Below are 21,372 nucleotides of genomic sequence, written 5' to 3' on the forward strand. Positions count from 1 at the left end.
TCATCCGCGCATTTGTAGCCGCTTCGTTCACGGACAAGCCGGTACATTAGACCTCCATGGTCCCGCAGAGCGACCGACAACAAAACCTACAGCTCGCCCAAGAAAATCTGCCAACCATTCGGAGTCTTTCCATGAGCACATTGCGCACTACAGCTTTCCAACTCGCGAGTCTGGCCCTGTTCATCGGTAGCGCCACCCAGGCCATGGCCGAGGACATCACGTTCGTATCCCAGGGCGGTGCTTATCAGGAAGCCCAGAGCAAGGCGATCCTGGAGCCTGCGGCGAAAAAGCTCGGTCTGACGCTCAAACAGGACAGCTCGCCCAAGGCCTACCCGATCATCAAGACCCAGGTCGAGAGCGGCAAGGTCACCTGGGACGTGGTGGACCTGCCCACTGGCGACTGCATCCGTGGCGAAGCCGAAGGGCTGTTCGAGAAGCTCGACCTTGCGCTGATTCCCAATGCCGCGCAAATACCCGACAGCCTCAAGGACGAATACAGCGTCGGCTACATCAGCTACTCCACGGTGCTGGCGTATCGCACGGACGCGTTCAAAGGCGCGGACGTACCCAAGACCTGGGCCGACTTCTGGGACACCAAAAAATAGGTTCATCGCGCTTTCCCGGGGAAGGCAGCCTTGATTTTCAGGAAAAAGTATTCCGAGTCCCGAAAACCATAGGCCATACGCTTGATCACCTTGATGCGGTTGTTGACGCCCTCAAGGACGCTGGTATGCATATGGAAGTTGGCACTGGCGAGGATGCCTCGGGCGTATTTGCGCAGGTTGCGAGCGAAGCGCTGTAGCGGCGCGAGGCCGCTGTCCCGGGCGTGCCGCAACCAGGTTCGCCAGCGGCGCCAGCCCTCTCGTACGCTGGGGGCGAACCAGACATCCTTCAGCGCATCCTTGAGGACATAGACCGTAGCCAGCGGCTGGTTGGCCGCGAGTAGTTCTTGAAGCTGCACGGCTTGTCCGTCCTTCAGGTTGTTGCGATTGCGCAGCAGCAGCCAGCGGCTTTGCTTGACCGCCTTTCGTGCCGGCTTGTCTTCGCGCAGGAGGTTGGCCTGGTCAACCCGGATACGGTCGATCACATCCCGACCGTAGCGCGCGACGACGTGAAACAGGTCGTACACCACTTCGGCTTGCGGGCAATGCTTCTTCACCTCCAAATCAAAAGCCGTGTTCATGTCCATGGCCACCGCCTCTATCTGCTGGCAGTGCTTGCCGAGCAATTCAAAGAACGGGCGGACCGCCTCGCGGCTGTTGCCGTGGCCGACCCACAATACCCGCGTTCGCTCGGCATCCATGATGACCGTGGCATAGCGATGCCCTTTGTGCAGGGCGAACTCGTCCATCACCAGGCGGCGGACACCGGTTGAATCGAAGTTGCCTACCTCGGCTTGAAGGCGTCGTTTATCGAGCGTTTTGAGGGTGTGCCAATGCAGGCCGGTGAGCTGGCTGACGTGGCTGATCGGCAGCAGCCGCAGCAAGCTTTCGAGCCATATCCGTAACCGCTGGGTCAGCCGAGATGCTGGCTCCAACCAGTCGATCCGCTCGGTCACCCGCCCACAACTCAGGCAATCGACTCGGCGCACTGGTAGTTGAAGCAGGACGCGCTGATCGAACAGATCACGATCACGCACCAGACGAATCCGGCGATCGTGAATCAACGGGCTGAACTGGCCACAACGCCCGCACTTAGGAAGAGAGCCGGCTTGAGGTTCAAGCTCAATGAGGAGGGTGTTATCGGTAGATGGGCGACAGGTAACGGCGTCGTAGCCTGGCCAGAAAGCGGCAAGATCAATAGGATGCACGGCGACAGCAGGGACAGGTGAAGGGTGTGTTTGGCGACTGCCAATTTACCTGCTTCCCTGACTGTCAACTCGCTCTTCCCCCAGACTCCGCGAAGAACCAAAAAAAACGGATCATGCGAAATCCTTCGTTGAGTTTGGCGCGGGTTTTTAGCAAATCAGCTGGCCCGCGATCCGGTTGAGAGTGATCCGAAGCGGTCCTTGACGACCGGCACAAATCGGTCAGAAGCGGTCGATGATTCCAATAAATCCGCCCCCTTTTTCCCGTAACTCCTGGCTACCTGCGACCAAGTCTAAGCAAGCTTCTGTGTCAGCTGCCCGATGAATAGCCGCAGCCATTCGTGCTGAGGCTTACTGTTCTTGGCAATGTCCCAAACCATGAAGCATCGAAATGATGGAACCGGAATCGGCGCCGGACAAATACTTAGCCGAGTCATGGCCGAATAGCTCTCGGCGGCGAACGTGGGAATTGTGGCTATCGCGCCGCTGCTGATCAACGTGGTGAGCGCGCCACTGAAGTGGGTGAATGAGGCTATAACACGCCTCGAATAGCCCGCCGCTTCGAACATGTCGTCGATAAAGCCGCGGCGGCCGTCATAGGAAACTCGCACATGGCTTGCCTCGAAGTACTCCTCCAGGCCGATAGGTGTGCCTGCGTTGTCTGCGCCAGGCAGGTACAAGCAGGAGTATGACGAGGAAAACAGCACCTTGGATGAATACCCGCTGCTGAAGTCTTTCGGCTCGCTGCAAATCACTAGATCCATGTCCGGATCTTGTAGCGACTGTTTCCACAGTGAGCTGTTGCTCTGATGGAACGAAAAGCTCACTCCCAGCCCCTGATCCGCTGCGGCGTTAACGATCCGCGGAGCGAGATAGGCCTCAATATCATCGGACAGACCGATGTTGAAAATGTAGCTCGAGTCGTGTGCGGAGAAATCCGGCTCTGCCCCAAGCACGCCTGAGATAGACGTAAGGGCCTCGGCGATCTTCGGCGCCAGCTCCATCGCCCTACGGGTTGGCTGCATTCCGGAAGCGGTGCGGATAAAGAGCTCATCTCCGAAATGCTCACGCAAACGACGCAACGCCGAGCTAACTGCCCCCTGGGTCACATGCAGCATGGCCGAGGCTCGGGTGGCACTGCGCTCGGTCATCAGGCAGTGGAACGTCAGCAGCAGGTTCAGATCAATTCTCGAGATATTACGTACACTAATCCGGCTCATATTTTCTAATCGTTTGCTCTGCGGCCGAGAGGATTCATAGTCTGCTGCCCATACACACCTAAGAAAAGCTGGGGAGCACCGTGGACGCAATTAATAAAAAAGTAAATCCAAGCAGTATCCATACCAAGGGTGAGCAGTCAGACATTCGCAAGCGTGCAATCGCGGTGGGTATCGGCAACTTCATGGAGTGGTTCGACTTCGCCATCTACGGCTACTTCGCTGCCGTGATCGGTATGTTGTTCTTCCCCTCTAGCGCCCCAGGTGTATCGCTGCTGTCGTCGCTGGCAGTGTTCGCCGTAGGCTTCGTATCGCGACCATTTGGAGCATTGATTCTGGGGCCCATCGGTGACCGCCTCGGTCGCCGCGCGGTGCTTATCATCACTGTCTTCGGTATGGGTGTGTGCACCACGATCATCGGACTTTTGCCCACCTATGAGGCAATCGGTATCGCTGCACCTGTCTTGCTGATCGTCATGCGTTTCGTGCAAGGCATGATGGTAGGGGGCGAATGGTCTAGCGCAGGTATCTACATCGTAGAGAGTGCTCCGTCCAACCGCCGCGCGACGGCAGCCAGCGTTATCACTGGAACGGCTGGCTTGGCCTTCTTGTTTGGTACGTTCACCGCCGCGAGCCTCACCTCAACACTCGATGACCAGCAACTGGCGTCCTGGGGCTGGCGGATCCCATTCGTTGCCTCCATCGTGATGACCGGTATCGCCATCTTCATCCGCCGGAAGCTGGGTGATACCCCCGTGTATGAAGAGCTGGTACGTCAACGCGATTCACAACAGTTCGAAGCACCGAGCAAGTCTGTACACCGTCGCGCCTTCATCACTACTTTCGCCTTCTCAGCGCTGTTCGGCGTCTCGCTCTACTACTTCATCACCTACGCCAATAACCACCTGGTCACTACCGTTGGGCTACCACGAAGCAATGCACTATGGCTGTGCAGCATCGCGCTGGTTGTCTATGTCATTGCCAATCCACTGATCGGCCGGCTCAGCGACAGCATCGGGCGACGCAAGCTGCTGCTCAGTGCTGCTGCCGCACTCTCTGTACTGGCCTATCCAATCTTCCTGCTGCTCAACACCGGCAACCCAGTGGCAATCCTCGCAGGATTGATCGTTCTGGGACTACTTGTGGCTGTAACTGCGGTGATGGATGTGGTGCTGCTGGTTGAAGTCTTTCCAGCGTCCATCCGCTCCACGGGAGCAGCGCTCGGTCACAACCTGGCCCTGGCGACACTCGCAGGCCCAGGCCCCTTCATTGCCGCCGCCCTGATTAGCCAGGCTGGCGACGCGAACATCCCTGCCGCCTATCTAGCAGCCGTCTCGCTGGCATGCCTCATCGTGCTGTGGAAGACCTTGCCGGAAACCCGCGACAACGACATCACACGTTTCTAGGTTCTTACTGCCCTCAGGAGTTTTTCATGACCAAAATTGCAGTCATCCAGGCCGCCTCTGTTCCTTATGATCCTGCAGCCAGCGTTGAAAAGGCTTCCACAATTCTGCGGCGCGTAGCAGATCAAGGTGCAAGGCTGGCCGTATTCCCTGAAGCGTTCATTGGCGGATATCCCAAGGGGATAGCTTTCGGTAGCGTAGTGGGTAATCGCAGCATCAGCGGGCGTGAGCTGTACCAACGCTATGTCGATGGGGCTGTGACGCTGGATGGGCCGGAACTGGCATTGCTTGCTGAAAGTGTCGAGCACACAGGGGTTACCACTGTGATTGGTGTAATCGAGCGCTTCGGTCGCACCCTTTACTGCACCGCGGTCACCATCGCCCCAGGCCGGGGTATTGCCGGTTACCACCGCAAGCTGATGCCCACCGGCCAGGAACGACTAATTTGGGGCTTCGGTGATGGCTCGACAATCGAGCCTGTAGAAACTGATTTTGGCGTCCTGGGGAGCGTGATTTGCTGGGAGAACTACATGCCAGCACTACGCCAGGCCATGTATGCCCAGGGTGTTCAGATCTACTGCGCCCCGACAGCAGATGACCGTCCGTCCTGGGCCAGCTCCATGGTGCACATTGCTCTTGAAGGGCGTGTTTATGTGTTGTCAGCCTGCCAGGCAATCCGTCTTGGTGAATACCCACAACAGCACCGCGATGCATTCGGCCTGGAGTTCAACGAGGACGATTACGTGATGCGAGGGGGCAGCATGGTTGTAAGTCCGCTCGGAGAAGTACTGGCAGGGCCGGTGTTCGACTGCGAGACAGAAATCTATGCAGACCTCAATATGGATCTGCTTAGCCAAGCCAACTTGGACTTTGATGTCGTCGGCCATTATGCCCGGCCGGACATCTTTGAACTCAAGGTGAACATTGCCCCGCAGGCCCCGGTAACCCTGGAGCGATAAGTAGAGCCTGTTTAGTGAAATCCTCCCTTTGACCGTCCAGTTTGGGCATGACTGCTTTAGGGATAGAGCCGCCGCAAGGCGGCTTTTTATTGCTGGCCAGGTTGTTGCCGCCATTTCCTGTGTAGCGAGGGCTTAGGCCCAAACCGATTTGCCAAGACAGATAACTCACCGACTTAACGTCCGCTTGTGGCACAAAGCGGACCAGCTATCGGCCAAGAGATGCCTTTCGCGAATAGCTGAACGCCCCGAGAGCGCATTGGGCCGCTCGGCGCGGAATTGGTGAAAGGCTGGTGACTGGCCTGTGTTGGCTCGGTCAGACTTCGGGCAGCCTCACCCTAGTTGGGGCTAACTGCTTACCGACCATCAGAGGCAAGCCAACAACAACTGCCGATAGTGCTGAGAAAAACTGACCTGATAGCTCGGCTCAGCAGCAAAATCCCCCAGCGAGTAGGCACCCGCCAAACCTGCACCAAGACTTTGCCCGGCCTCGCCTCCACCGCAGCCATCGATATCGCAGGTAGCCCCCATCCCACCAGCCATCGAACCAGAAGAGGCAGCGGGCATCTTCACCCGGCTCAGCACTGCCAGGTCATCCGGCAGATCATCCGCAATGCGCTCCGCAAAGCGCCGCAATGTTGGCTCCGCCAGCATGAACAGCCAAGCCTGATCATCGGACTCGCCCATCCGCCGCAGCACGCGCCCCAGGACTTGCCGGTAGTGCAGCTCAGTACGGATGCGGCTGAGGTAGCAGCACACCTGCAGGCGGGGGATATCCGTACCCTCGCTGATCATCCCAACAGCGACGATCCAGCGGCAATCACTGTGCCTGAACGCATTGATCACCTGTTGGGCATTCGGAGTCCGGTTGGTCACTACGCGGCAACCTTCCCCGCTGGCTTCCAGAGCCTGGACAATCTGCTGGGCGTGCTCAATATCGGTGGCGACCACCAGGCCGGCTGCATCCGGCTTGATCTGGCGAAGCTCATCCAGCTTGGCGCATCCCAGGCCGAGCAGTTGGTCGATCACCTCGTCATGGCGCAACAGCTCTTCGAAGGTGACGGGGGATTCACCAAGCAGCTTGGCGATGCTGGGGAACAGCCTGACGGTGCTCTCGGTCTCCAGTTCTTCAGTTAGCTTCACCTTCTGGTTATCGAGAAGGACGATGCGGGGCGCGCGGCACACCCCGTCGGCAATGGCCTCCCTCAGGCCATAGCGGTAGTCGCAGATCAGGTGTCCCTCGGGGGACGAGTAGCGGGCCAGGGTGTTGCCGCTGACCGAAAACTGACCCAGTAGAGGCTGTTCTGCCGACTGAAAACTGACCCAGGTGTTCAACTGCTTCTGCTCAATTTTTGAGCAGGAGAACACAGGGTGATCAGTATGGAAATGATGGGCAAAATTCGGCGGATGTATTTCCGCGACAAGCTGTCGCTGCATGAGATAGCCAAGCGCACCGGGCTGGCGCGCAACACGATTCGCAAGTGGGTCAGAGCACCTGAGGCCAAGCAGCCGGTGTACCAACGCCGCGCGATCTTTAACAAACTCAGCCCTTTTCACGCCACGCTAGAGCAGGCGCTAAAAGCCGATTCGCTGCGCCCCAAGCAACAGCGGCGCAGTGCCAAGGCGCTGTTGGCGCAAATCAAAGCCGAAGGTTATGACGGTGGCTACAGCCAGCTCACCGCGTTTATCCGTGCCTGGCGAGGGGGACAGGGCAAGGCGTCGCAGGCCTTTGTGCCGCTGACCTTTGCTCTTGGCGAGGCGTTTCAGTTTGACTGGAGCGAGGAAGGCTTGCTGGTCGGCGGCATTTACCGGCGTATGCAGGTGGCACATCTGAAGCTGTGTGCCAGCCGTGCGTTCTGGCTTGTGGCGTATCCGAGCCAGGGCCATGAGATGTTATTTGACGCCCATACACGCTCGTTCGGCGCCTTGGGCGGCGTGCCGCGCCGGGGCATCTACGACAACATGAAGACGGCCGTCGACAAGGTCAATAAGGGCAAAGGCCGGGCGGTGAATGCACGCTTTGCGGTGATGTGCGCGCATTACCTGTTCGATCCGGACTTCTGCAACGTCGCCGCTGGTTGGGAAAAGGGCATCGTTGAAAAGAACGTGCAAGACAGCCGCAGGCGTATCTGGCTAGACGCCCAGGACTGCCAGTTTCACTCCTTCGAGGAACTCAATGCCTGGCTGGGCCAGCGCTGCCGCGCGCTTTGGAACGAGCTGACGCACCCTCAATACAGCGGGCTGAGTGTGGCCGAAGTGCTGGAGTTGGAGCGCGCTGAACTGATGCCTGTGCCAGCGCCATTCGACGGTTACGTCGAGCGGCCTGCGCGGGTCTCCAGCACCTGCCTGGTCAGCGTCGGGCGCAACCGCTACTCGGTGCCGTGTGAGTACGCGGGTAAGTGGGTCAGCAGCCGTTTGTATCCGACGCGAATCGAGGTGGTGGCTGACGACGCGCTGATCGCCAGCCATGTCCGCTTGCTGGATCGCGACCAGGTCAGCTATGACTGGCAGCACTACCTCCCGCTGATCGAACGCAAGCCCGGTGCGCTGCGCAACGGCGCGCCCTTTGCTGATCTGCCGGCGCCGCTGCGTCAGCTTAAGCACGGTCTGGGGCGTCATGCCGGCGGTGACCGGATCATGGCGCAAGTCCTGGCTGCCGTACCGGTCGCCGGACTCGATGCCGTGCTGGTAGCCGTTGAGCTGGTACTGGAGAGCGGCAGCCTGAGCGCCGAACACATCCTCAATGTCGTGGCACGGCTGACAGCATCCGAACCACCACCCAGCGTCGAAACCCACTTGTCGCTCAAGGAAGCCCCCGTCGCTAACACGGCGCGCTACGACCGCCTGCGTGGCCAGGCCGAGGAGGTCGGTCATGCGTGATTTGATGGCGGAACTCAAGGAGCTGCGCCTGCACGGCATGGCCACGGCCTTGGCGGAGTTAACTGCACAGGGTGAGTCGAACACAGCCTCGTCCAAGTGGCTGCTCGAACACCTGCTGGAACAAGAGCACACAGATCGCGCCATGCGCTCGGTGAGCCACCAGATGAACATGGCCAAGCTGCCGATGCACCGCGATCTGGCCGGCTTCGACTTCAGCGCCTCCAGCGCAGACGCTCGTTTGATCAGCGAACTGGCCAGTCTGGCCTTTACCGACACCGCGCAGAACGTGGTGCTGATCGGTGGGCCTGGCACCGGTAAAACCCACCTGGCCACTGCGCTGGCCGTGTCCGGCATCACCCGGCACGGCAAGCGCGTGCGCTTCTACTCCACGGTCGATCTGGTCAATCTGCTGGAGCGCGAAAAGCACGACGGCAAAGCCGGGCGGATCGCCCAAGCTCTGCTGCGCATGGATCTGGTCATCCTCGACGAACTGGGTTATCTGCCCTTCAGCCAGGCCGGCGGTGCGTTGCTGTTTCACCTGCTATCCAAGCTGTACGAACACACCAGCGTGGTGATCACCACCAACCTGAGCTTCGCCGAATGGTCGAGCGTGTTCGGCGACGCCAAGATGACCACCGCCCTGCTGGATCGGCTGACCCACCACTGCCACATCGTCGAAACCGGTAACGAGTCCTATCGCCTGCAACACAGTAGCTTGGCGGCCCAGGCCAAGATCAAATCACGGGAGCGAAAGCGTAAGGGCGGCCAGGAACCGGAGGACGATGAGCCGTTCTGATTTCATGGCGACGACGGCCTGCTACATGGCTGCGTGTGGCAGGTCTTAAACAACTGAACTGGGCTAGCGAAGGAGTGGGGGCAACAGCAGCTGCGCTGGTAGACTTATCCACAGTTGCTGGTAACAAAATCAGCAATCCGCCCTGGGTCAAATTTCAATCGGCAGGGTGGGTCAATTTTCCATCAGCGCCAACACACTAAGCAACCATCAGAAAATTTTGACTGTACGCCAAAAAATTCGCATCTACCAGCATCTAAACAGGCGTTGCAGGGCAATCGCATGAACGCCTGCCGATTTGAATGAGTCCTTTCCCAGCGGGCATCCTGAGCGCCTCTCTACTCAGGATGCCCTGCAATGTCGCATCACATACCAATCTCCGATGTTCTGGTCGCCATCAATGATCCCCGTCAGCAGGGCAAGATTCGTCACGACCTGGTCGAAACACTGGTCGTGGCTATCTGCGGCGTGCTTGCCGGCGCTGACACCTTCATCGAAATCGAACTCTGGGCTGAGCAGCGGCTGGACTGGTTCCGCCGTATTCTGAAACTACCCCACGGCATTCCCTCACACGACACCTTTGGACGGCTATTCAGCCTGATCGATCCAGAGGAGTTCGAGCAGGCCTTCCGCTGTTGGGTTGCGGCGATCCTACCGGCCCTTTCTCCGCAAGTGGTTGCCCTAGACGGCAAGACCAGTCGCCGCTCCGGCAAGAAAAACACGGCCCCGTTGCACCTGGTCAGCGCTTTTGCGGCTGATTCAGGGCTGATTCTCGGGCAGAGGGCGACCTCCCAGAAGTCCAACGAGAAGACCGCCATTCCTGAGCTGCTGGCCACACTGGCGCTTGAGGGCTGCACCGTGACGATCGATGCCATGGGTACCCAGCCGGACATTGCACAGGCCATTCTCGATCGCGGGGCGCACTATCTGCTGGCCATCAAGGGAAACCAGCCGAAGCTGGCCGAAGCGATCGATGACTTCGCTGACACCTTTTTGGACGGCGATCCTGCCCGGGTACCCCATGCGCACTTCGAGCATGTCGAGAAGGACCATGGCCGGCTGGAGGTTCGTCGCAGCCATGTTTTCGACCAACTCCAGTGCCTGCCACAGCCAGAACGCTGGCCAGGACTGCGCACTTTCGTGATGCTGGAGTCCGAGCGGACTGTGGGCAACCAGACCAGCCTGGAGCGCCGTTACTACATCAGCAGTCTTGCTCCGGATGCAGAGCGCATCGCACATGCCATCAGGGCGCACTGGGGCGTGGAGAACCGCGTCCACTGGTGCATGGATGTCATTTTTGGTGACGATCAGATGCGGATCCGAACCGGGCATGCTGCCCACAACATGGCCGTTCTCAAGCAACTTACATTGAATTTGATCCGGTTGGATCCGGTCAAGCGCAAGGGTGGCATCAAGGCACGAAGGCTGATTGCTGCAACCTCTGATGATTATCGGGCTGAACTATTAGGTCTCAGGTGAGCTTCATGCGATTGCCTTGACAGGCGTTGTTGATTATCATAAAACACTGACACTGTATTATATAATCGTGCTTTTGTGTTATTTTTTTAATATTTACTGATTACGTACTTGCTTAACCACTCAGTTGCGCTAGAACTAATAGACGCGAAATTTAAATCTCTAATTTTCCAACACTTAGTAAAACCTCGTTTGCCATCCCACTACCATTGTAGGAGCAAATCAGGAGACATAAAAAATTAGCGGTAGCGTGCCTGGCCCTCTAGATAAGTATTGGAGACTGTAATGAAGTTTGAAAAGTCACAGACAGCAATCGACCACCTGACTCCCGAGCAACACCGAATTACCCAGGAGGCGGGCACCGAAAGGCCCTTCACGGGCGAGTACAACGACAACAAGGAGCCTGGCATCTACGTCGACATAGTGTCGGGAGAGCCACTGTTCGCTTCGACGGACAAGTTCGATTCGGGTACTGGCTGGCCCAGCTTCACCAAGCCGATCGTTTCGGCAAACGTGAACGAGGTGCGGGACAGCGCACACGGCATGGTCCGGACGGAGGTCAGGTCAGTACACGCAGACAGTCATCTCGGCCATGTGTTCCCCGATGGTCCTTCCGACCGCGGCGGTCTGCGGTACTGCATCAACTCAGCGTCCCTTCGCTTCATCCCGCGCGACGAGATGGAGTCCGAGGGATACGGTGAATATCTCGATCAAGTAGAGGAGGCTTAACATGCATCAGCGCGCTGTTCTCGCAGGAGGATGTTTCTGGGGCATGCAGGATCTGATCCGCAAGCGGCCCGGCATCATCTCGACCCGTGTGGGTTACACGGGCGGCGATATTCCGAACGCCACGTATCGTAATCACGGCACGCATGCCGAGGGGATCGAGATTGTCTTCGACCCGACAGTGACGAGCTACCGGAACATCCTGGAATTCTTCTTCCAGATCCACGATCCGACGACGCTGAACCGCCAGGGCAATGATCGTGGGCTCTCCTACCGGTCGGGCATCTATTATGTCGACGAGGAGCAGAAGCGCGTCGCCGAGGATACGATCGCCGATGTGGATGCCTCGGGGCTGTGGGATGGCAAAGTGGTGACCGAGGTCCAGCCGGTCGGCGAGTTCTGGGAGGCCGAGCCCGATCACCAGGATTATCTGGAGAAGCGCCCGGGCGGCTACACCTGCCACTTCGTCCGTCCCGGCTGGGTGCTTCCGAAGCGCCAAAAGGTTGACGACGTACAGCCAGCGGCCGGGACCGCGGCGGAATAGGCTTCACTGCCGTTGCCACTGCGCCGATCCGGTCCGCAATCTTCGTGACCGCGTCGTTCAGCGACGCGGTCATCGAACCCTACTTCAGAGTGACGGCTCGTTCCAGTCAGTCGCCATCGCAACACCAGGATCGCAGATTTATGCCAGACCTCTCGTCCTTTCCGATCACGCAGCGCTGGCCGGCATCTCATCCCGATCGCCTGCAACTCTACGCAGCCCCTACGCCCAATGGCGTCAAGGTCTCGATCATGCTTGAGGAGACTGGCCTGGCGTACGAGCCCCACCTGATCGACATCTCGAACAACGAGTCGAAGGATCCGGCGTTCGTGTCGCTGAACCCGAACGGACGCATACCGGCGATCATCGATCCGGCTGGCCCTGACGGTAGACCCATCGCCTTATGGGAATCCGGTGCGATCCTCCTCTATCTGGCCGACAAGACGGGTCAGTTCATCTCCACCGAACCAGGCCAGCGTTACGAGACCCTAGCGTGGGTGTTCTTTCAGATGTCGGCCATCGGGCCGATGTTCGGTCAGCTCGGCTTCTTCCTGCGATTTGGCGGCAAGGACTATGAGGACAAGCGGCCGCAACAGCGCTTTATCGACGAATCCACGCGTCTGCTGGGGATTCTGGATCGCCGGCTGGAAGGCCGCGACTGGATCGTCGACGACTATTCGATCGCGGACATCGCGACGCTCGGCTGGGTGAATGCGCTGGTGGAATTCTACGCTGCGGGTGACATCCTTGGCCTCAGCAGCTTTTCGAACGTCCGCGCATGGCTTGGACGCGGGCTGGCTCGACCGGCCGTCCAGCGTGGCCTCCACATTCCCGCGAGGCCAGCATGAGCATCATCGCCGCCTATTATTACAACGAAGGCAAGCGAGTTCGCGAAATCGCGCTCGATGAGCACGTCAAGTTGGGCGAGAGTCGCTCGGGCTTCTGCTGGATCGCGCTTAGCGAACCCACCCCCGAGGAACTACTCGCGATCCAAAGGACATATAATCTTCATCCGTTGGCGATCGACAACGCGATGCACCCGCTGTGCCCGCCCAAGCTCGAGGTCTACAACGATGAGTTGTACGTCGTCGCGCAGACCGCCGAGCTGGTCGGCGACCGGATCAGCTACGGCAAGATGGCGATCTTCACCGGTCACAATCACCTTATCACCGTGCGGCACGGCAATGCCGGAGCGCTGGGCAAACTTCGGGAGCAACTCGAGGCATCGCCGACGCAGTTCGGCAAGGGTGTCGACTATGTGCTGCACGCGATCTTGCATCGCGTGGTCGACCAGTATCTGCCCATCTTCGAAATGATCGAGGACGACGTCCTGGCGATGGAGCGACGGTCGCTGCACGATTTCCTCGGGCCAGAAGAGGTGGCGCGAATCTTCGAACTAAGGTCCGAACTCACGCGGTTCCAGCGCACGCTCGGGGCTATGGCCGAGCTGGTGCGAAAGCTCGTTCGCGGCCACTTTCCCTGCATCAGCGCCGAAATGACACCATATTTCCACGACGTCGCGGACCATGTCCACCGCGTGCAGTCCATGGTCGACGGCCTCCTGCTTGTCCTGTCCACGGTCTTTGAGGCCAGCAGCCTTCTTGAAGCGCAAAGGACGGGGGTGATCACCCGCCAGCTGGCGGCTTGGGCGGCAATACTGGCAGTCCCGACGGCGATCGCTGGAATATACGGCATGAACTTTAAGCACATGCCGGAGCTGGACACGGCCTACGGATACTTTGTCGTGCTCGGAGTGATAGCGATATCGTGCGTTTTCCTATTTGTGCGCTTCAAGAAGGCTAAGTGGCTGTGAATACTGCCCATCGTTTTCTTCGCCGTCATCTGACGGTTACAGCGGGCCTTATACGGAAGCTTGTCCAATCCAACTCAAGATGAAGGTGCGTCCATGACATAGCAGCTGACCGACGCTCTACAAGCAGTTCAGTCCTTCATCGCCAAGGGCTAAGACCGCGAATAGCGCGTCAAGGACAGCAATCTCGTCGATCTCGAGCCAGGATCAACCATCGGTCCGTGCGGCATCTGCGTCGACGCGGCGTTTCGCCTCGGAAGCGGTGATGATGGCGATAACGCCTCCACCCTCTACGCGATCACCGATCCGGCGACCGAGCATAAGGGCCTGTTGATCGACGTGTTCGATGAAATCTGCTACCGCGACCCAGTTCAAGAGTCGGGACCTCAATGTAGAAGAAGTTGACTAACGAGCATTCGCGTCATCCGATCAAGCAAGCTGGAGACATTTATGAAAGCCATTGGTTACAAGGTTCCGGGACCCATCGCCGCGGATGCCGCGCTGGTCGACATCAATCTGCCTCGGCCTGTCGCTGCAGGATACGATATCCTGGTTGAGGTGAAGGCCGTCTCGGTCAACCCGGTCGACTACAAGGTCCGCAACAGCACGCCGCCGGCAGATGGCGATTGGAAGGTGCTGGGATGGGATGCCGCCGGGATTGTGCGCGAGGTCGGCCCCGACGTCACGCAGTTCGAGTTAGGCGACGAGGTCTATTATGCCGGATCGATCACACGGCCCGGTACCAATGCGGAGTTCCATCTCGTCGACGCCCGGATTGTCGGTCACAAACCTGCGTCGCTCTCCTGGGCGGAAGCGGCGGCGCTGCCGCTGACGACGTTGACGGCCTGGGAGGCGATGTTCGACCGCCTGGACGTGGCGAAGCCCGTACCCGGTGCGGCGGAGGCGATCCTCATCATCGGTGGCGCGGGCGGGGTTGGGTCGATCGCCGTCCAGATCGCGCGACAGCGCACGGACCTCACCGTCATCGCCACAGCCTCTCGACCGGAAACCCAAGAGTGGGTAAGAGGGCTTGGAGCTCACCACGTCATCGACCATTCTCGTCCGCTCGCGCCACAGATCGCCGAACTCGGCATCGGTGCTCCCGCTTTCGTCTTTTCGACCACACATACCGAGCAACATGTCGCCGACATCGCCGAACTGATCGCCCCACAAGGACGGTTCGGACTGATCGACGATCCCAAGGCATTCGATATCATGGTTTTCAAGCGCAAGGCGGTGTCGATCCACCACGAGCTGATGTTCACGCGGTCGATCTACGGCACGCCCGACATGAATGAGCAGGGCGAGATTCTGGATGCGATGGCAGCGCTGGTTGACGACGGCAAAATCCGCACGACGCTGACCCGGCGACTGTCGCCGATCAATGCCGCCAATCTGAAGACGGTGCATGCACTGATCGAAAGTGGCGCGGCTAAAGGCAAGATCGTCCTCGAAGGCTTCTAACGACCGCGATCGCCAAACATCTTGTCCAACCTCAAAAAGCCGAACGGGTTATGCCCCAGCGATGAGAATCCCATGACCAAATCTATTGCCACCGCCTCGATCAACCGCGAAACCGCAGTCGCCCTCATCGACGCGGCGCTCGCTGCGGCCCGTGCCATCGGCATCCCGGCTGCCGTCGCCGTCGTCGACGCCACCGGTAACCTGCGCGCGTTCGAGCGCACCGACGATGCGCCGTTCCTTACCGTCGATGTTGCCATCGACAAGGCCTGGAGTTCCGCCTCGTTTGGGTTCCCGACCCATGTCTGGAACGACTATGTGACCAACGATCCAAAAGTGGCGCCGCTAGCCTATCTCCCTCGGATGGTCGCTGTCGGCGGCGGTTATCCGATTCTGGAGGATGGGAAGTTGATCGGCGGCATAGGCATCTCCGGAGGCAACTATCAGCAGGATCAGGATGCGTGCGTCGAGGCACTCATGAAAATCGGGTTCCAGTTGCCAGCCTGACGACTGTGAGGCCATCACCGGTGGTAATGGCCAACAGATCCAACCTTTGAGAGGCCTAATGATGGAAGCGTTCGTCGTCTTTACGCGGGAAGAAACCAGCGACCCACATGCACTCGCAACCTATTCTGCAGGCGTCGGACCATCGTTCGATGGTCACGACGTTACCTTTCTCGCCGCTTATGGCGCGATCCAGCATTTGGAGGGGCCGCCCATCGAAGGGGCCGTAATCTTGCGTTTCCCGACGATGCAGGCCGCTCGCGACTGGTATGACAGTCCCGCCTACCAAACCATCGCTGCTCAACGCTTTGCCGGTTCCCGTTACCGCGCCTTTATCATTGAAGGGCGGCGGTGACATACCGACAGAAGCACTTCGGCGCTGACCACGAGGTATCGGCGTGTGAACTCGCATCTTGGGAATCTGTGGGGGGGACCAAGACAGCGGCGCTAGGGGCTCATATCGTCGATCGGATCAGAGAGTTGCTCGGCGAGAATGGGTTATCTATTGCCGAGCTGACGGAGCGGAGCCGCCCTCTCCCAACGGATTGATTCAATCGTTGACGCTCCTCCTATCCGGATCCGGGTTTTCGCACGCTGATCAACAGAGTTACAGCGCGCAACGCCTGTAGTGGGCATCAGGGGATGGGTGGCAATCAGGATGATTGCCCACCTTCCAACGATTAACCTTGCTCAAGTTGCTTCACTAGTCGCTCCGCGTCGAGATGGAAGTCCGAGAAAACAATGCTACCGCCAGCGTCGATAACCGTAAACCACGGAGTTCCTCGTGTGCGGTAGTCTTCCATGAAGGTTGGAAACGGCGAGCCGGTCGGTTGCTCGTCGTGACCGAAAACGATAGGAAGCTCATACTTGAGCTGGTTCACGCGCAACTTCTCGAAGGTATTCTCATGCGTTCCTTCGAAGACGGTCTGGATCACTGCGAACCCCACGTCTTTTGAGCTCAACGCTGCATGCAACTTTTGTAGCGTCGGAAACCCATGCAAATGGCAACCTTGGCACCAATGCTGGAAGGCAAACAAGATTTTCGGGCCGGGCCCGATATCTGACAGTTTGAACGGCGCGATACTTTCCCCATCTTTGCCAATCCATTTTTGCACCCGCAGCTCAGGCGCTTGTCGTTCGATCTCGTTCATCTGATCCTCCAACCCCGATACAGAAGCTTAGTGGATGATCGCGCGTCGCGACGGTGCGCGAACGTCCGACCTTATTTTCCCTATTTCCTGAAGCCAGAATAGATCAGATCGACATTTCGTCCTTAATATACTCAAGCTGCCGGCGAGCGCGAACTGGGCAACCATGCGCTGGTGAGCCTTGAGCTTTGCACGCTGCCCATCCGTTTGAGAGCGAACCTGCAACTTCCGCTCCGCATACCGCAGATCAGCGTACGCAGCCTTGGGGTTATCTACCCTATAGCCATTGGGTATTGGGAATCATGCTGGCCTGACGCTATGTTCGATACGCGATTTTTTACGATGATAGAGCATCTGTATCTGATTTTTAGTCGATTGGCTTATTCGGCGGATGTGCGGGCAAATGCTTTACGCAGAGTACTGAAATGAAGGCCGGCTTCGGTCTGCCGTATCGAGCAAGAGGGGTCACTATGGTCACCAGAGGTTTCACCGGTCGCGGTTCAGGCGACCAGTCCGATCGGATTCCGCCAGGTCAGCATCTGGTGGAGGATTTCCCTGTTCTGTCGGCCGGCCCTACGCCGAGGGTAGAGCCCTCCGACTGGAAATTCACAGTCAAAATTGGTCCGAAGCCCGTCAAAACGTGGAATTGGGGCGAATTCAACACTCTACCAAAGACCCAGGTGACAAAGGATATTCACTGCGTCACCTCTTGGTCCAAACTGGATACCGTTTGGGAGGGTGTACTCATTGAAGACATCCTTGCAGATGCAGAGCTTGATCGGCCTACCGATTTCGTCTTGGCGCACTGCTACGATAATTATTCGACAAACGTCCCTCTGACGGATCTGCTTTCCGGGAAAGCGATGGTCGCCCTCAGTTATGCGGGCAAGCCACTTTCCCGCGATCATGGGGGGCCGGCGCGTCTTCTAGTGCCGCACCTTTACTTCTGGAAATCCGCCAAATGGGTGAATGCGCTGCAATTCACGACGCGTGACGAGGCCGGCTTTTGGGAGCTGCACGGCTATCACATCTACGGCGATCCGTGGCGCGAACAACGATACACCCATGACTGAAAACGAAGCGCAAGTCCGTTCGTGGCAATCATGCGTGATCGACGACATCATCCAGCAAACACCGAGTATCAAGAGCTTCTTCCTTCGGTTGAGCAAGCCGTTCGCGCACACCGCAGGTCAGCACGTCGATATCCGGCTGACCGCGCCCGACGGCTACAGTGCAATGCGCAGCTACTCGATCGCGTCATCGGCAGTTTCGACCCCGATCGTCGAGATAGCTATCGAGCGCATGCCGGATGCCGAAGTTTCGCCGTTTTTTCACGACATCGCGGCGATTGGTGACGAAATCGAAGTTCGCGGTCCGCTCGGTGGCCATTTCCTTTGGCCTGAGCCTGCCATAGATCCGGTTCTGTTGATCGGGGGAGGCTCCGGCCTCGTGCCGTTGATGGCAATGATCCGGCAGCGCCGCGCATTGGCCCAAGCCGTTCCGACAGCGTTGCTCCTGTCCGCACGAACCGCCGAGGACGTTCTCTTCTCAGAAGAACTTCATTGCATCGAAATCAGCGATCCGGCGTTCGTCCTGGCGCTCGCGATTACGCGCGAGAAACCGGTTCGCGCATCGGACTTTGCGCGACGGATCGACGGCATGATGGTCCAAGAAATTCTAACCAGGCTTCAGGGAAAGCCGACGCAAGTGTTCGTCTGCGGGTCTAACGGATTCGTCAACATCGCAACCGATAGCGCGCTGCTGGCGGGCTTGGACGCCTCCATCATCAAGACGGAGCGCTACGGGGGCTAGCGGCGCGAGCTATCTCACGTCGCGCCGATCGTAGACGTGCGCCCTGGGAAGCTTTGGCGATCAACGTGAACCGTTTTGCCGAACACAGTCTTCGTACCCCCCGGCCTCTAGAACGCCTTCGCTCGCGATACCTGGCTCGACATCAAGCTCAATTTGAAAGTTCCTGCACTATCCGTCGTCCTGATATGCTCGACCAGCATGATGGGCGATTCGAGCGGGACCGCTTCCGTCCCAATCGAGGCTCGGTTACCTTAGAGCATCGGCTCGGCGCTACAGGAGGCGCGTGCGGCCTCTGCCTGGCGGTGAAAGCACTTTGGGCCATGTCGCCTGGATAGCGGCCAATCGTCAGCATCTGCTCCGATGTCGGCCAAGGTGCAGTCGCCATCTTTGAACGCCGCGAATTGGAGATCAACGCCATGACAGCGATCCGCGTGCAACTGCCGGAGATGCAATATGACAACTGATGTATTGCTGTACACCACGAATTGGTGCCCGTTCTGCCGCCGAGCGAAGGCGCTCCTCAAGGAAAAGGGCGTGCGATGGAAGGAGCTCGATATTGAGGCGGATCCGGCTCACCGGCAGGCCATGGCGGAAGCGTCGGGGCGAAGCTCCGTGCCGCAGATCTTCATCAATGGCACCCTTATCGGTGGCTCCGATGAGCTATTCGCGCTCGATGTCAGAGGCGAGCTCGACAAACTTCTCGGACGCAACCCGCCTGCCACCTGAGGAGGTGCGGCTTGGGGCAGCCAGCCCGCGAGCCTTCGCCGGTTGATGAATACAAAAGGAGAGTCCGTTGGTCTCAGCCATCTGGAAAGACACTACTATCGCCACAAGCGACGAAACAGTCATCGTCGAGGGAAATCACTACTTCCCACCGTCAGGAGTCGACCTGAGCCTGCTTGAGATGAGCCCGCACACATCTGTCTGTCCGATCAAAGGCGCCGCGCGCTTCTTTCATGTTCGCGCGGGTGACGCGCTCAACGTGAACGCCGCTTGGACCTATCCCGCCCCCACTCCGGATGCCGAGGGTATCCGGGATTACATCGCTTTCTGGAAAGGCGTGGACGTTGCCTAGCAGACTGGACGGACGACTTCGCTGATAGCCATGCGGGCGCCGACATCTCAATTATCCTGCCCACCCCGGGCCTCGTCGGCTGCAGGAATCTGCCCGGCACCTTAGCGCGACCCGGCACTGGCGGTCTCGCACCCGCCGCGCCTCTGTTCTATCAATAAGGATGGATGACATGGAGCATTCCGAGTTCGATGCCGCTTTCGCGAAGCTTGCGGAGGGATACAGAGAAGGGACTTATGAAGGCCGGCGTTTCAGCTTGATCGTCCGGCGATCTGGGGACGGACGTCGCAACAGTCTGTTCGCCAGGGAGTTGGACGGGACTGACATTGTCAGCTTCAACCTCTTCCGCGTTACATCAGATAGGACATTGTTGAAGCCGTGCGAAATGTCCGCCGAAAAGGTCGTAGCGTTCGTGCTGGAGTTCCGACCGGACACCTGACGGGCAGAAGAAGATCCCGGCCAACCGGCGCGCCTGCGACGGCCGGCTATCTAAGGCTGCGCAAGCCTATAGCCGCAGCTCATTGCACTTCGTCTGGCGAGGAATTCAACATCGATACGTCGCCATCCGCGGGGATATCGGTACAGGCGCCCGTGTAAGCCAGATTGAGAAATCCTAAGCGATGACTAACACCAATGACGCCACCCTTCCGACACATTCTATTCTTGAGGAATGCACAGCGATGGCTGTCGTCAACGCTCTGAAGATTATTCTGAAGAACAGCTACGCGATCTACCTTAAGACAAAAAATGCCACTCGGGCGCATCCCGCCCCTACTTCAGGGACTTTCACTTGCTTCTCGCTCTGTCACTCACAGCATCGGCACGCCCATGACGCATGGTATCCAGGCCTCATAATTTTCCCATATAACCTTCTTGTCTTTTGCGCACCCAGAAAGACTCGAGGCTTTAACTGGACAGATGAGCCCTCGAGGGTAGTGTTCACCTGATTGGCTTTCTCATATCTGATGTTGATTCGCACAGTGTGCCAACCAGGTGATAGTTTCAAAAAACCTGCGCTTCAGAGCGAATTAGACGATCTTCGATAAGAGCGATCCGCCTCAAAATCCAAAACATCTAACATTGTCCTAGAGCCATATTTGTACCTAGTACTATGGCGCTCCCATTAACACATTTGATGATGCACAGAAAACTTAGCTCATGATAGCTTTCAGCTAACAGCTATTCGGAAGCCCGAAAGGATTCAACCGTTTAAGCGTGAACCGTCGATTATAAATACTTTCGTAAGTTAGCTTTAAAGGACGCTTTTAGTCCTTGTAAATACGCATTACGACTCCACAGCTACCAAATCCATACGGCGCCAGCAACCATTAAAACACCCGACACTACTAAAACAATAGTAGAGGCGCGATTGCTGCCTTTCAAAGTATGACCAACACCCACATCCATAACTAGGTGTCGAATTCCGGCTACGAGATGATAAATAAATGAAGAGTATACCAACCAGAAACTAACTTTGCCGAAAGGTGAAGAAAAAATCTCCTTGACTTCATTAAAACCCTTTTCTGACTCCAACGATTTGCTCAGCATATACAGTATCAGTCCCAGAAAAATAAAGAGCATAATTCCTGAAATCCGGTGCAGAATCGATGTAAGCGCCGTGAGAGGAAGCTGAATGGTTCGAATATCAAGATTAACCGGCCGCTTTTTATTCATTTTGACTCCAGTCAACAATTCTAGTGGGGGATTTCAGTTTTCGATCTCATTCATCATAGCAGCTGTAACTGGGGTTTGGGGAGCAATGGAAC

At 57.8% G+C, this 21,372-nt stretch carries 23 protein-coding genes and 1 pseudogene; 18 read left to right on the top strand and 6 right to left on the bottom strand.

Going from position 1 to position 21,372, the window contains the following annotated elements:
- Positions 1 to 131: 131 nt before the first annotated feature.
- A complete protein-coding gene (locus GEV39_RS25315; RefSeq protein WP_049273834.1) occupies positions 132 to 605 on the top strand; it encodes an extracellular solute-binding protein in 474 nt (157 codons plus the stop codon).
- 2 nt (positions 606 to 607) lie between these two features.
- On the opposite strand, the gene GEV39_RS25320 is transcribed toward GEV39_RS25315, so the two are convergent.
- Both GEV39_RS25320 and GEV39_RS25325 read right to left on the bottom strand, forming a co-directional pair.
- Positions 608 to 1,810, bottom strand: coding sequence for an ISL3 family transposase (locus tag GEV39_RS25320; RefSeq protein ID WP_003464938.1), 1,203 nt, complete (start codon positions 1,808 to 1,810; stop codon positions 608 to 610).
- A 290-nt stretch (positions 1,811 to 2,100) separates the two neighbouring features.
- Positions 2,101 to 3,027: a LysR family transcriptional regulator gene (locus GEV39_RS25325; protein WP_003464940.1), complete on the bottom strand. Its 927-nt coding sequence runs from the start codon at positions 3,025 to 3,027 to the stop codon at positions 2,101 to 2,103.
- Between the two features lie 80 nt (positions 3,028 to 3,107).
- On the opposite strand from GEV39_RS25325, the gene GEV39_RS25330 reads away from it, so the two are divergent.
- Together GEV39_RS25330 and GEV39_RS25335 are read left to right on the top strand one after the other, a co-directional pair.
- Positions 3,108 to 4,430 (top strand): MFS transporter, encoded by a 1,323-nt coding sequence (locus tag GEV39_RS25330; protein ID WP_049273832.1) that lies wholly within the window; start codon positions 3,108 to 3,110, stop codon positions 4,428 to 4,430.
- A gap of 26 nt (positions 4,431 to 4,456) precedes the next feature.
- Complete coding sequence (locus GEV39_RS25335) at positions 4,457 to 5,386, top strand: carbon-nitrogen hydrolase family protein (protein WP_003464945.1); 930 nt, start codon at positions 4,457 to 4,459, stop codon at positions 5,384 to 5,386.
- Between the two features lie 363 nt (positions 5,387 to 5,749).
- On the opposite strand, the pseudogene GEV39_RS25340 reads toward GEV39_RS25335, so the two are convergent.
- Positions 5,750 to 6,646: pseudogene (locus tag GEV39_RS25340) on the bottom strand (DEAD/DEAH box helicase); the annotation flags it as partial.
- A gap of 117 nt (positions 6,647 to 6,763) precedes the next feature.
- Here GEV39_RS25340 and istA point away from each other — a divergent pair.
- From istA to GEV39_RS25375, 7 genes are all read left to right on the top strand, one after another.
- The gene (istA, locus tag GEV39_RS25345) at positions 6,764 to 8,263 is read left to right on the top strand and encodes an IS21-like element ISPst3 family transposase (protein WP_110992713.1); all 1,500 of its coding nucleotides are present in this window, start codon (positions 6,764 to 6,766) and stop codon (positions 8,261 to 8,263) included.
- The gene (gene istB, locus GEV39_RS25350) at positions 8,256 to 9,059 is read left to right on the top strand and encodes an IS21-like element ISPst3 family helper ATPase IstB (protein WP_071890699.1); all 804 of its coding nucleotides are present in this window, start codon (positions 8,256 to 8,258) and stop codon (positions 9,057 to 9,059) included. The genes istA and istB overlap by 8 nt, the downstream gene beginning before the upstream one ends.
- A gap of 354 nt (positions 9,060 to 9,413) precedes the next feature.
- Complete coding sequence (locus tag GEV39_RS25355) at positions 9,414 to 10,535, top strand: ISAs1-like element ISPa60 family transposase (RefSeq protein WP_076611919.1); 1,122 nt, start codon at positions 9,414 to 9,416, stop codon at positions 10,533 to 10,535.
- Between the two features lie 282 nt (positions 10,536 to 10,817).
- Positions 10,818 to 11,261 carry a peptide-methionine (R)-S-oxide reductase MsrB gene (gene msrB, locus GEV39_RS25360; RefSeq protein ID WP_003464965.1) on the top strand — a complete coding sequence of 148 codons (444 nt, stop codon included), beginning with the start codon at positions 10,818 to 10,820 and terminating at the stop codon, positions 11,259 to 11,261.
- A gap of 1 nt (position 11,262) precedes the next feature.
- A complete protein-coding gene (gene msrA, locus GEV39_RS25365) occupies positions 11,263 to 11,802 on the top strand; it encodes a peptide-methionine (S)-S-oxide reductase MsrA (protein ID WP_003464967.1) in 540 nt (179 codons plus the stop codon).
- 140 nt (positions 11,803 to 11,942) lie between these two features.
- Positions 11,943 to 12,647 (top strand): glutathione S-transferase N-terminal domain-containing protein, encoded by a 705-nt coding sequence (locus GEV39_RS25370; RefSeq protein ID WP_003464969.1) that lies wholly within the window; start codon positions 11,943 to 11,945, stop codon positions 12,645 to 12,647.
- The gene (locus GEV39_RS25375; RefSeq protein ID WP_003464971.1) at positions 12,644 to 13,612 is read left to right on the top strand and encodes a magnesium and cobalt transport protein CorA; all 969 of its coding nucleotides are present in this window, start codon (positions 12,644 to 12,646) and stop codon (positions 13,610 to 13,612) included. Before GEV39_RS25370 ends, GEV39_RS25375 begins: the two co-directional genes overlap by 4 nt.
- A gap of 204 nt (positions 13,613 to 13,816) precedes the next feature.
- Here the strand turns inward: GEV39_RS25375 and GEV39_RS25380 are convergent, their stop codons facing one another.
- Positions 13,817 to 13,984 (bottom strand): hypothetical protein, encoded by a 168-nt coding sequence (locus GEV39_RS25380; protein WP_016487060.1) that lies wholly within the window; start codon positions 13,982 to 13,984, stop codon positions 13,817 to 13,819.
- A gap of 75 nt (positions 13,985 to 14,059) precedes the next feature.
- On the opposite strand from GEV39_RS25380, the gene GEV39_RS25385 reads away from it, so the two are divergent.
- The 3 genes from GEV39_RS25385 (at position 14,060) to GEV39_RS25395 (ending at position 15,929) form a co-directional block, all read left to right on the top strand.
- Complete coding sequence (locus GEV39_RS25385) at positions 14,060 to 15,073, top strand: zinc-binding alcohol dehydrogenase family protein (protein WP_002118279.1); 1,014 nt, start codon at positions 14,060 to 14,062, stop codon at positions 15,071 to 15,073.
- A gap of 72 nt (positions 15,074 to 15,145) precedes the next feature.
- Positions 15,146 to 15,577 (top strand): GlcG/HbpS family heme-binding protein, encoded by a 432-nt coding sequence (locus tag GEV39_RS25390; protein WP_173891623.1) that lies wholly within the window; start codon positions 15,146 to 15,148, stop codon positions 15,575 to 15,577.
- A 58-nt stretch (positions 15,578 to 15,635) separates the two neighbouring features.
- Positions 15,636 to 15,929 (top strand): DUF1330 domain-containing protein, encoded by a 294-nt coding sequence (locus tag GEV39_RS25395; RefSeq protein ID WP_010591688.1) that lies wholly within the window; start codon positions 15,636 to 15,638, stop codon positions 15,927 to 15,929.
- 325 nt (positions 15,930 to 16,254) lie between these two features.
- On the opposite strand, the gene GEV39_RS25400 is transcribed toward GEV39_RS25395, so the two are convergent.
- Complete coding sequence (locus GEV39_RS25400) at positions 16,255 to 16,725, bottom strand: TlpA family protein disulfide reductase (protein WP_003464979.1); 471 nt, start codon at positions 16,723 to 16,725, stop codon at positions 16,255 to 16,257.
- A 422-nt stretch (positions 16,726 to 17,147) separates the two neighbouring features.
- Here GEV39_RS25400 and GEV39_RS25405 point away from each other — a divergent pair, with 422 nt between their 5' ends.
- The 5 genes from GEV39_RS25405 (at position 17,148) to GEV39_RS25425 (ending at position 20,045) form a co-directional block, all read left to right on the top strand.
- Entirely contained in the window at positions 17,148 to 17,795 is a 648-nt protein-coding gene (locus GEV39_RS25405; RefSeq protein ID WP_002118288.1) for a sulfite oxidase-like oxidoreductase, read from the top strand.
- A complete protein-coding gene (locus GEV39_RS25410) occupies positions 17,788 to 18,534 on the top strand; it encodes a ferredoxin reductase (protein ID WP_002118292.1) in 747 nt (248 codons plus the stop codon). Before GEV39_RS25405 ends, GEV39_RS25410 begins: the two co-directional genes overlap by 8 nt.
- 453 nt (positions 18,535 to 18,987) lie before the next feature.
- The gene (grxC, locus tag GEV39_RS25415; protein ID WP_005005995.1) at positions 18,988 to 19,260 is read left to right on the top strand and encodes a glutaredoxin 3; all 273 of its coding nucleotides are present in this window, start codon (positions 18,988 to 18,990) and stop codon (positions 19,258 to 19,260) included.
- A 67-nt stretch (positions 19,261 to 19,327) separates the two neighbouring features.
- Entirely contained in the window at positions 19,328 to 19,609 is a 282-nt protein-coding gene (locus GEV39_RS25420; RefSeq protein ID WP_003464986.1) for a DUF427 domain-containing protein, read from the top strand.
- A 169-nt stretch (positions 19,610 to 19,778) separates the two neighbouring features.
- Entirely contained in the window at positions 19,779 to 20,045 is a 267-nt protein-coding gene (locus GEV39_RS25425; protein ID WP_003464988.1) for a hypothetical protein, read from the top strand.
- Between the two features lie 860 nt (positions 20,046 to 20,905).
- Here GEV39_RS25425 and sdhC read toward each other — a convergent pair.
- Positions 20,906 to 21,280 carry a succinate dehydrogenase, cytochrome b556 subunit gene (gene sdhC, locus GEV39_RS25430; protein ID WP_005005993.1) on the bottom strand — a complete coding sequence of 125 codons (375 nt, stop codon included), beginning with the start codon at positions 21,278 to 21,280 and terminating at the stop codon, positions 20,906 to 20,908.
- Positions 21,281 to 21,372: the final 92 nt, after the last annotated feature.

The sequence above is a fragment of the Pseudomonas sp. NY5710 genome, assembly GCF_013305665.1.
In the GTDB taxonomy this organism is placed as follows: Bacteria; Pseudomonadota; Gammaproteobacteria; order Pseudomonadales; family Pseudomonadaceae; genus Aquipseudomonas; species Aquipseudomonas juntendi.

Coding starts and splice junctions, on each gene's coding strand:
- GEV39_RS25315 (WP_049273834.1), top strand. CDS start 132: ATGAGCACATTGCGCACTACAGCTTTCCAACTCGCGAGTCTGGCCCTG.
- GEV39_RS25325 (WP_003464940.1), bottom strand. CDS start 3,027: ATGAGCCGGATTAGTGTACGTAATATCTCGAGAATTGATCTGAACCTG.
- grxC (WP_005005995.1), top strand. CDS start 18,988: ATGACAACTGATGTATTGCTGTACACCACGAATTGGTGCCCGTTCTGC.
- GEV39_RS25400 (WP_003464979.1), bottom strand. CDS start 16,725: ATGAACGAGATCGAACGACAAGCGCCTGAGCTGCGGGTGCAAAAATGG.
- GEV39_RS25355 (WP_076611919.1), top strand. CDS start 9,414: ATGTCGCATCACATACCAATCTCCGATGTTCTGGTCGCCATCAATGAT.
- msrA (WP_003464967.1), top strand. CDS start 11,263: ATGCATCAGCGCGCTGTTCTCGCAGGAGGATGTTTCTGGGGCATGCAG.
- GEV39_RS25335 (WP_003464945.1), top strand. CDS start 4,457: ATGACCAAAATTGCAGTCATCCAGGCCGCCTCTGTTCCTTATGATCCT.
- GEV39_RS25410 (WP_002118292.1), top strand. CDS start 17,788: ATGACTGAAAACGAAGCGCAAGTCCGTTCGTGGCAATCATGCGTGATC.
- GEV39_RS25385 (WP_002118279.1), top strand. CDS start 14,060: ATGAAAGCCATTGGTTACAAGGTTCCGGGACCCATCGCCGCGGATGCC.
- GEV39_RS25375 (WP_003464971.1), top strand. CDS start 12,644: ATGAGCATCATCGCCGCCTATTATTACAACGAAGGCAAGCGAGTTCGC.
- GEV39_RS25425 (WP_003464988.1), top strand. CDS start 19,779: ATGGAGCATTCCGAGTTCGATGCCGCTTTCGCGAAGCTTGCGGAGGGA.
- sdhC (WP_005005993.1), bottom strand. CDS start 21,280: ATGAATAAAAAGCGGCCGGTTAATCTTGATATTCGAACCATTCAGCTT.
- GEV39_RS25395 (WP_010591688.1), top strand. CDS start 15,636: ATGATGGAAGCGTTCGTCGTCTTTACGCGGGAAGAAACCAGCGACCCA.
- msrB (WP_003464965.1), top strand. CDS start 10,818: ATGAAGTTTGAAAAGTCACAGACAGCAATCGACCACCTGACTCCCGAG.
- GEV39_RS25390 (WP_173891623.1), top strand. CDS start 15,146: ATGACCAAATCTATTGCCACCGCCTCGATCAACCGCGAAACCGCAGTC.
- GEV39_RS25370 (WP_003464969.1), top strand. CDS start 11,943: ATGCCAGACCTCTCGTCCTTTCCGATCACGCAGCGCTGGCCGGCATCT.
- istA (WP_110992713.1), top strand. CDS start 6,764: ATGGAAATGATGGGCAAAATTCGGCGGATGTATTTCCGCGACAAGCTG.
- istB (WP_071890699.1), top strand. CDS start 8,256: ATGCGTGATTTGATGGCGGAACTCAAGGAGCTGCGCCTGCACGGCATG.
- GEV39_RS25405 (WP_002118288.1), top strand. CDS start 17,148: ATGAAGGCCGGCTTCGGTCTGCCGTATCGAGCAAGAGGGGTCACTATG.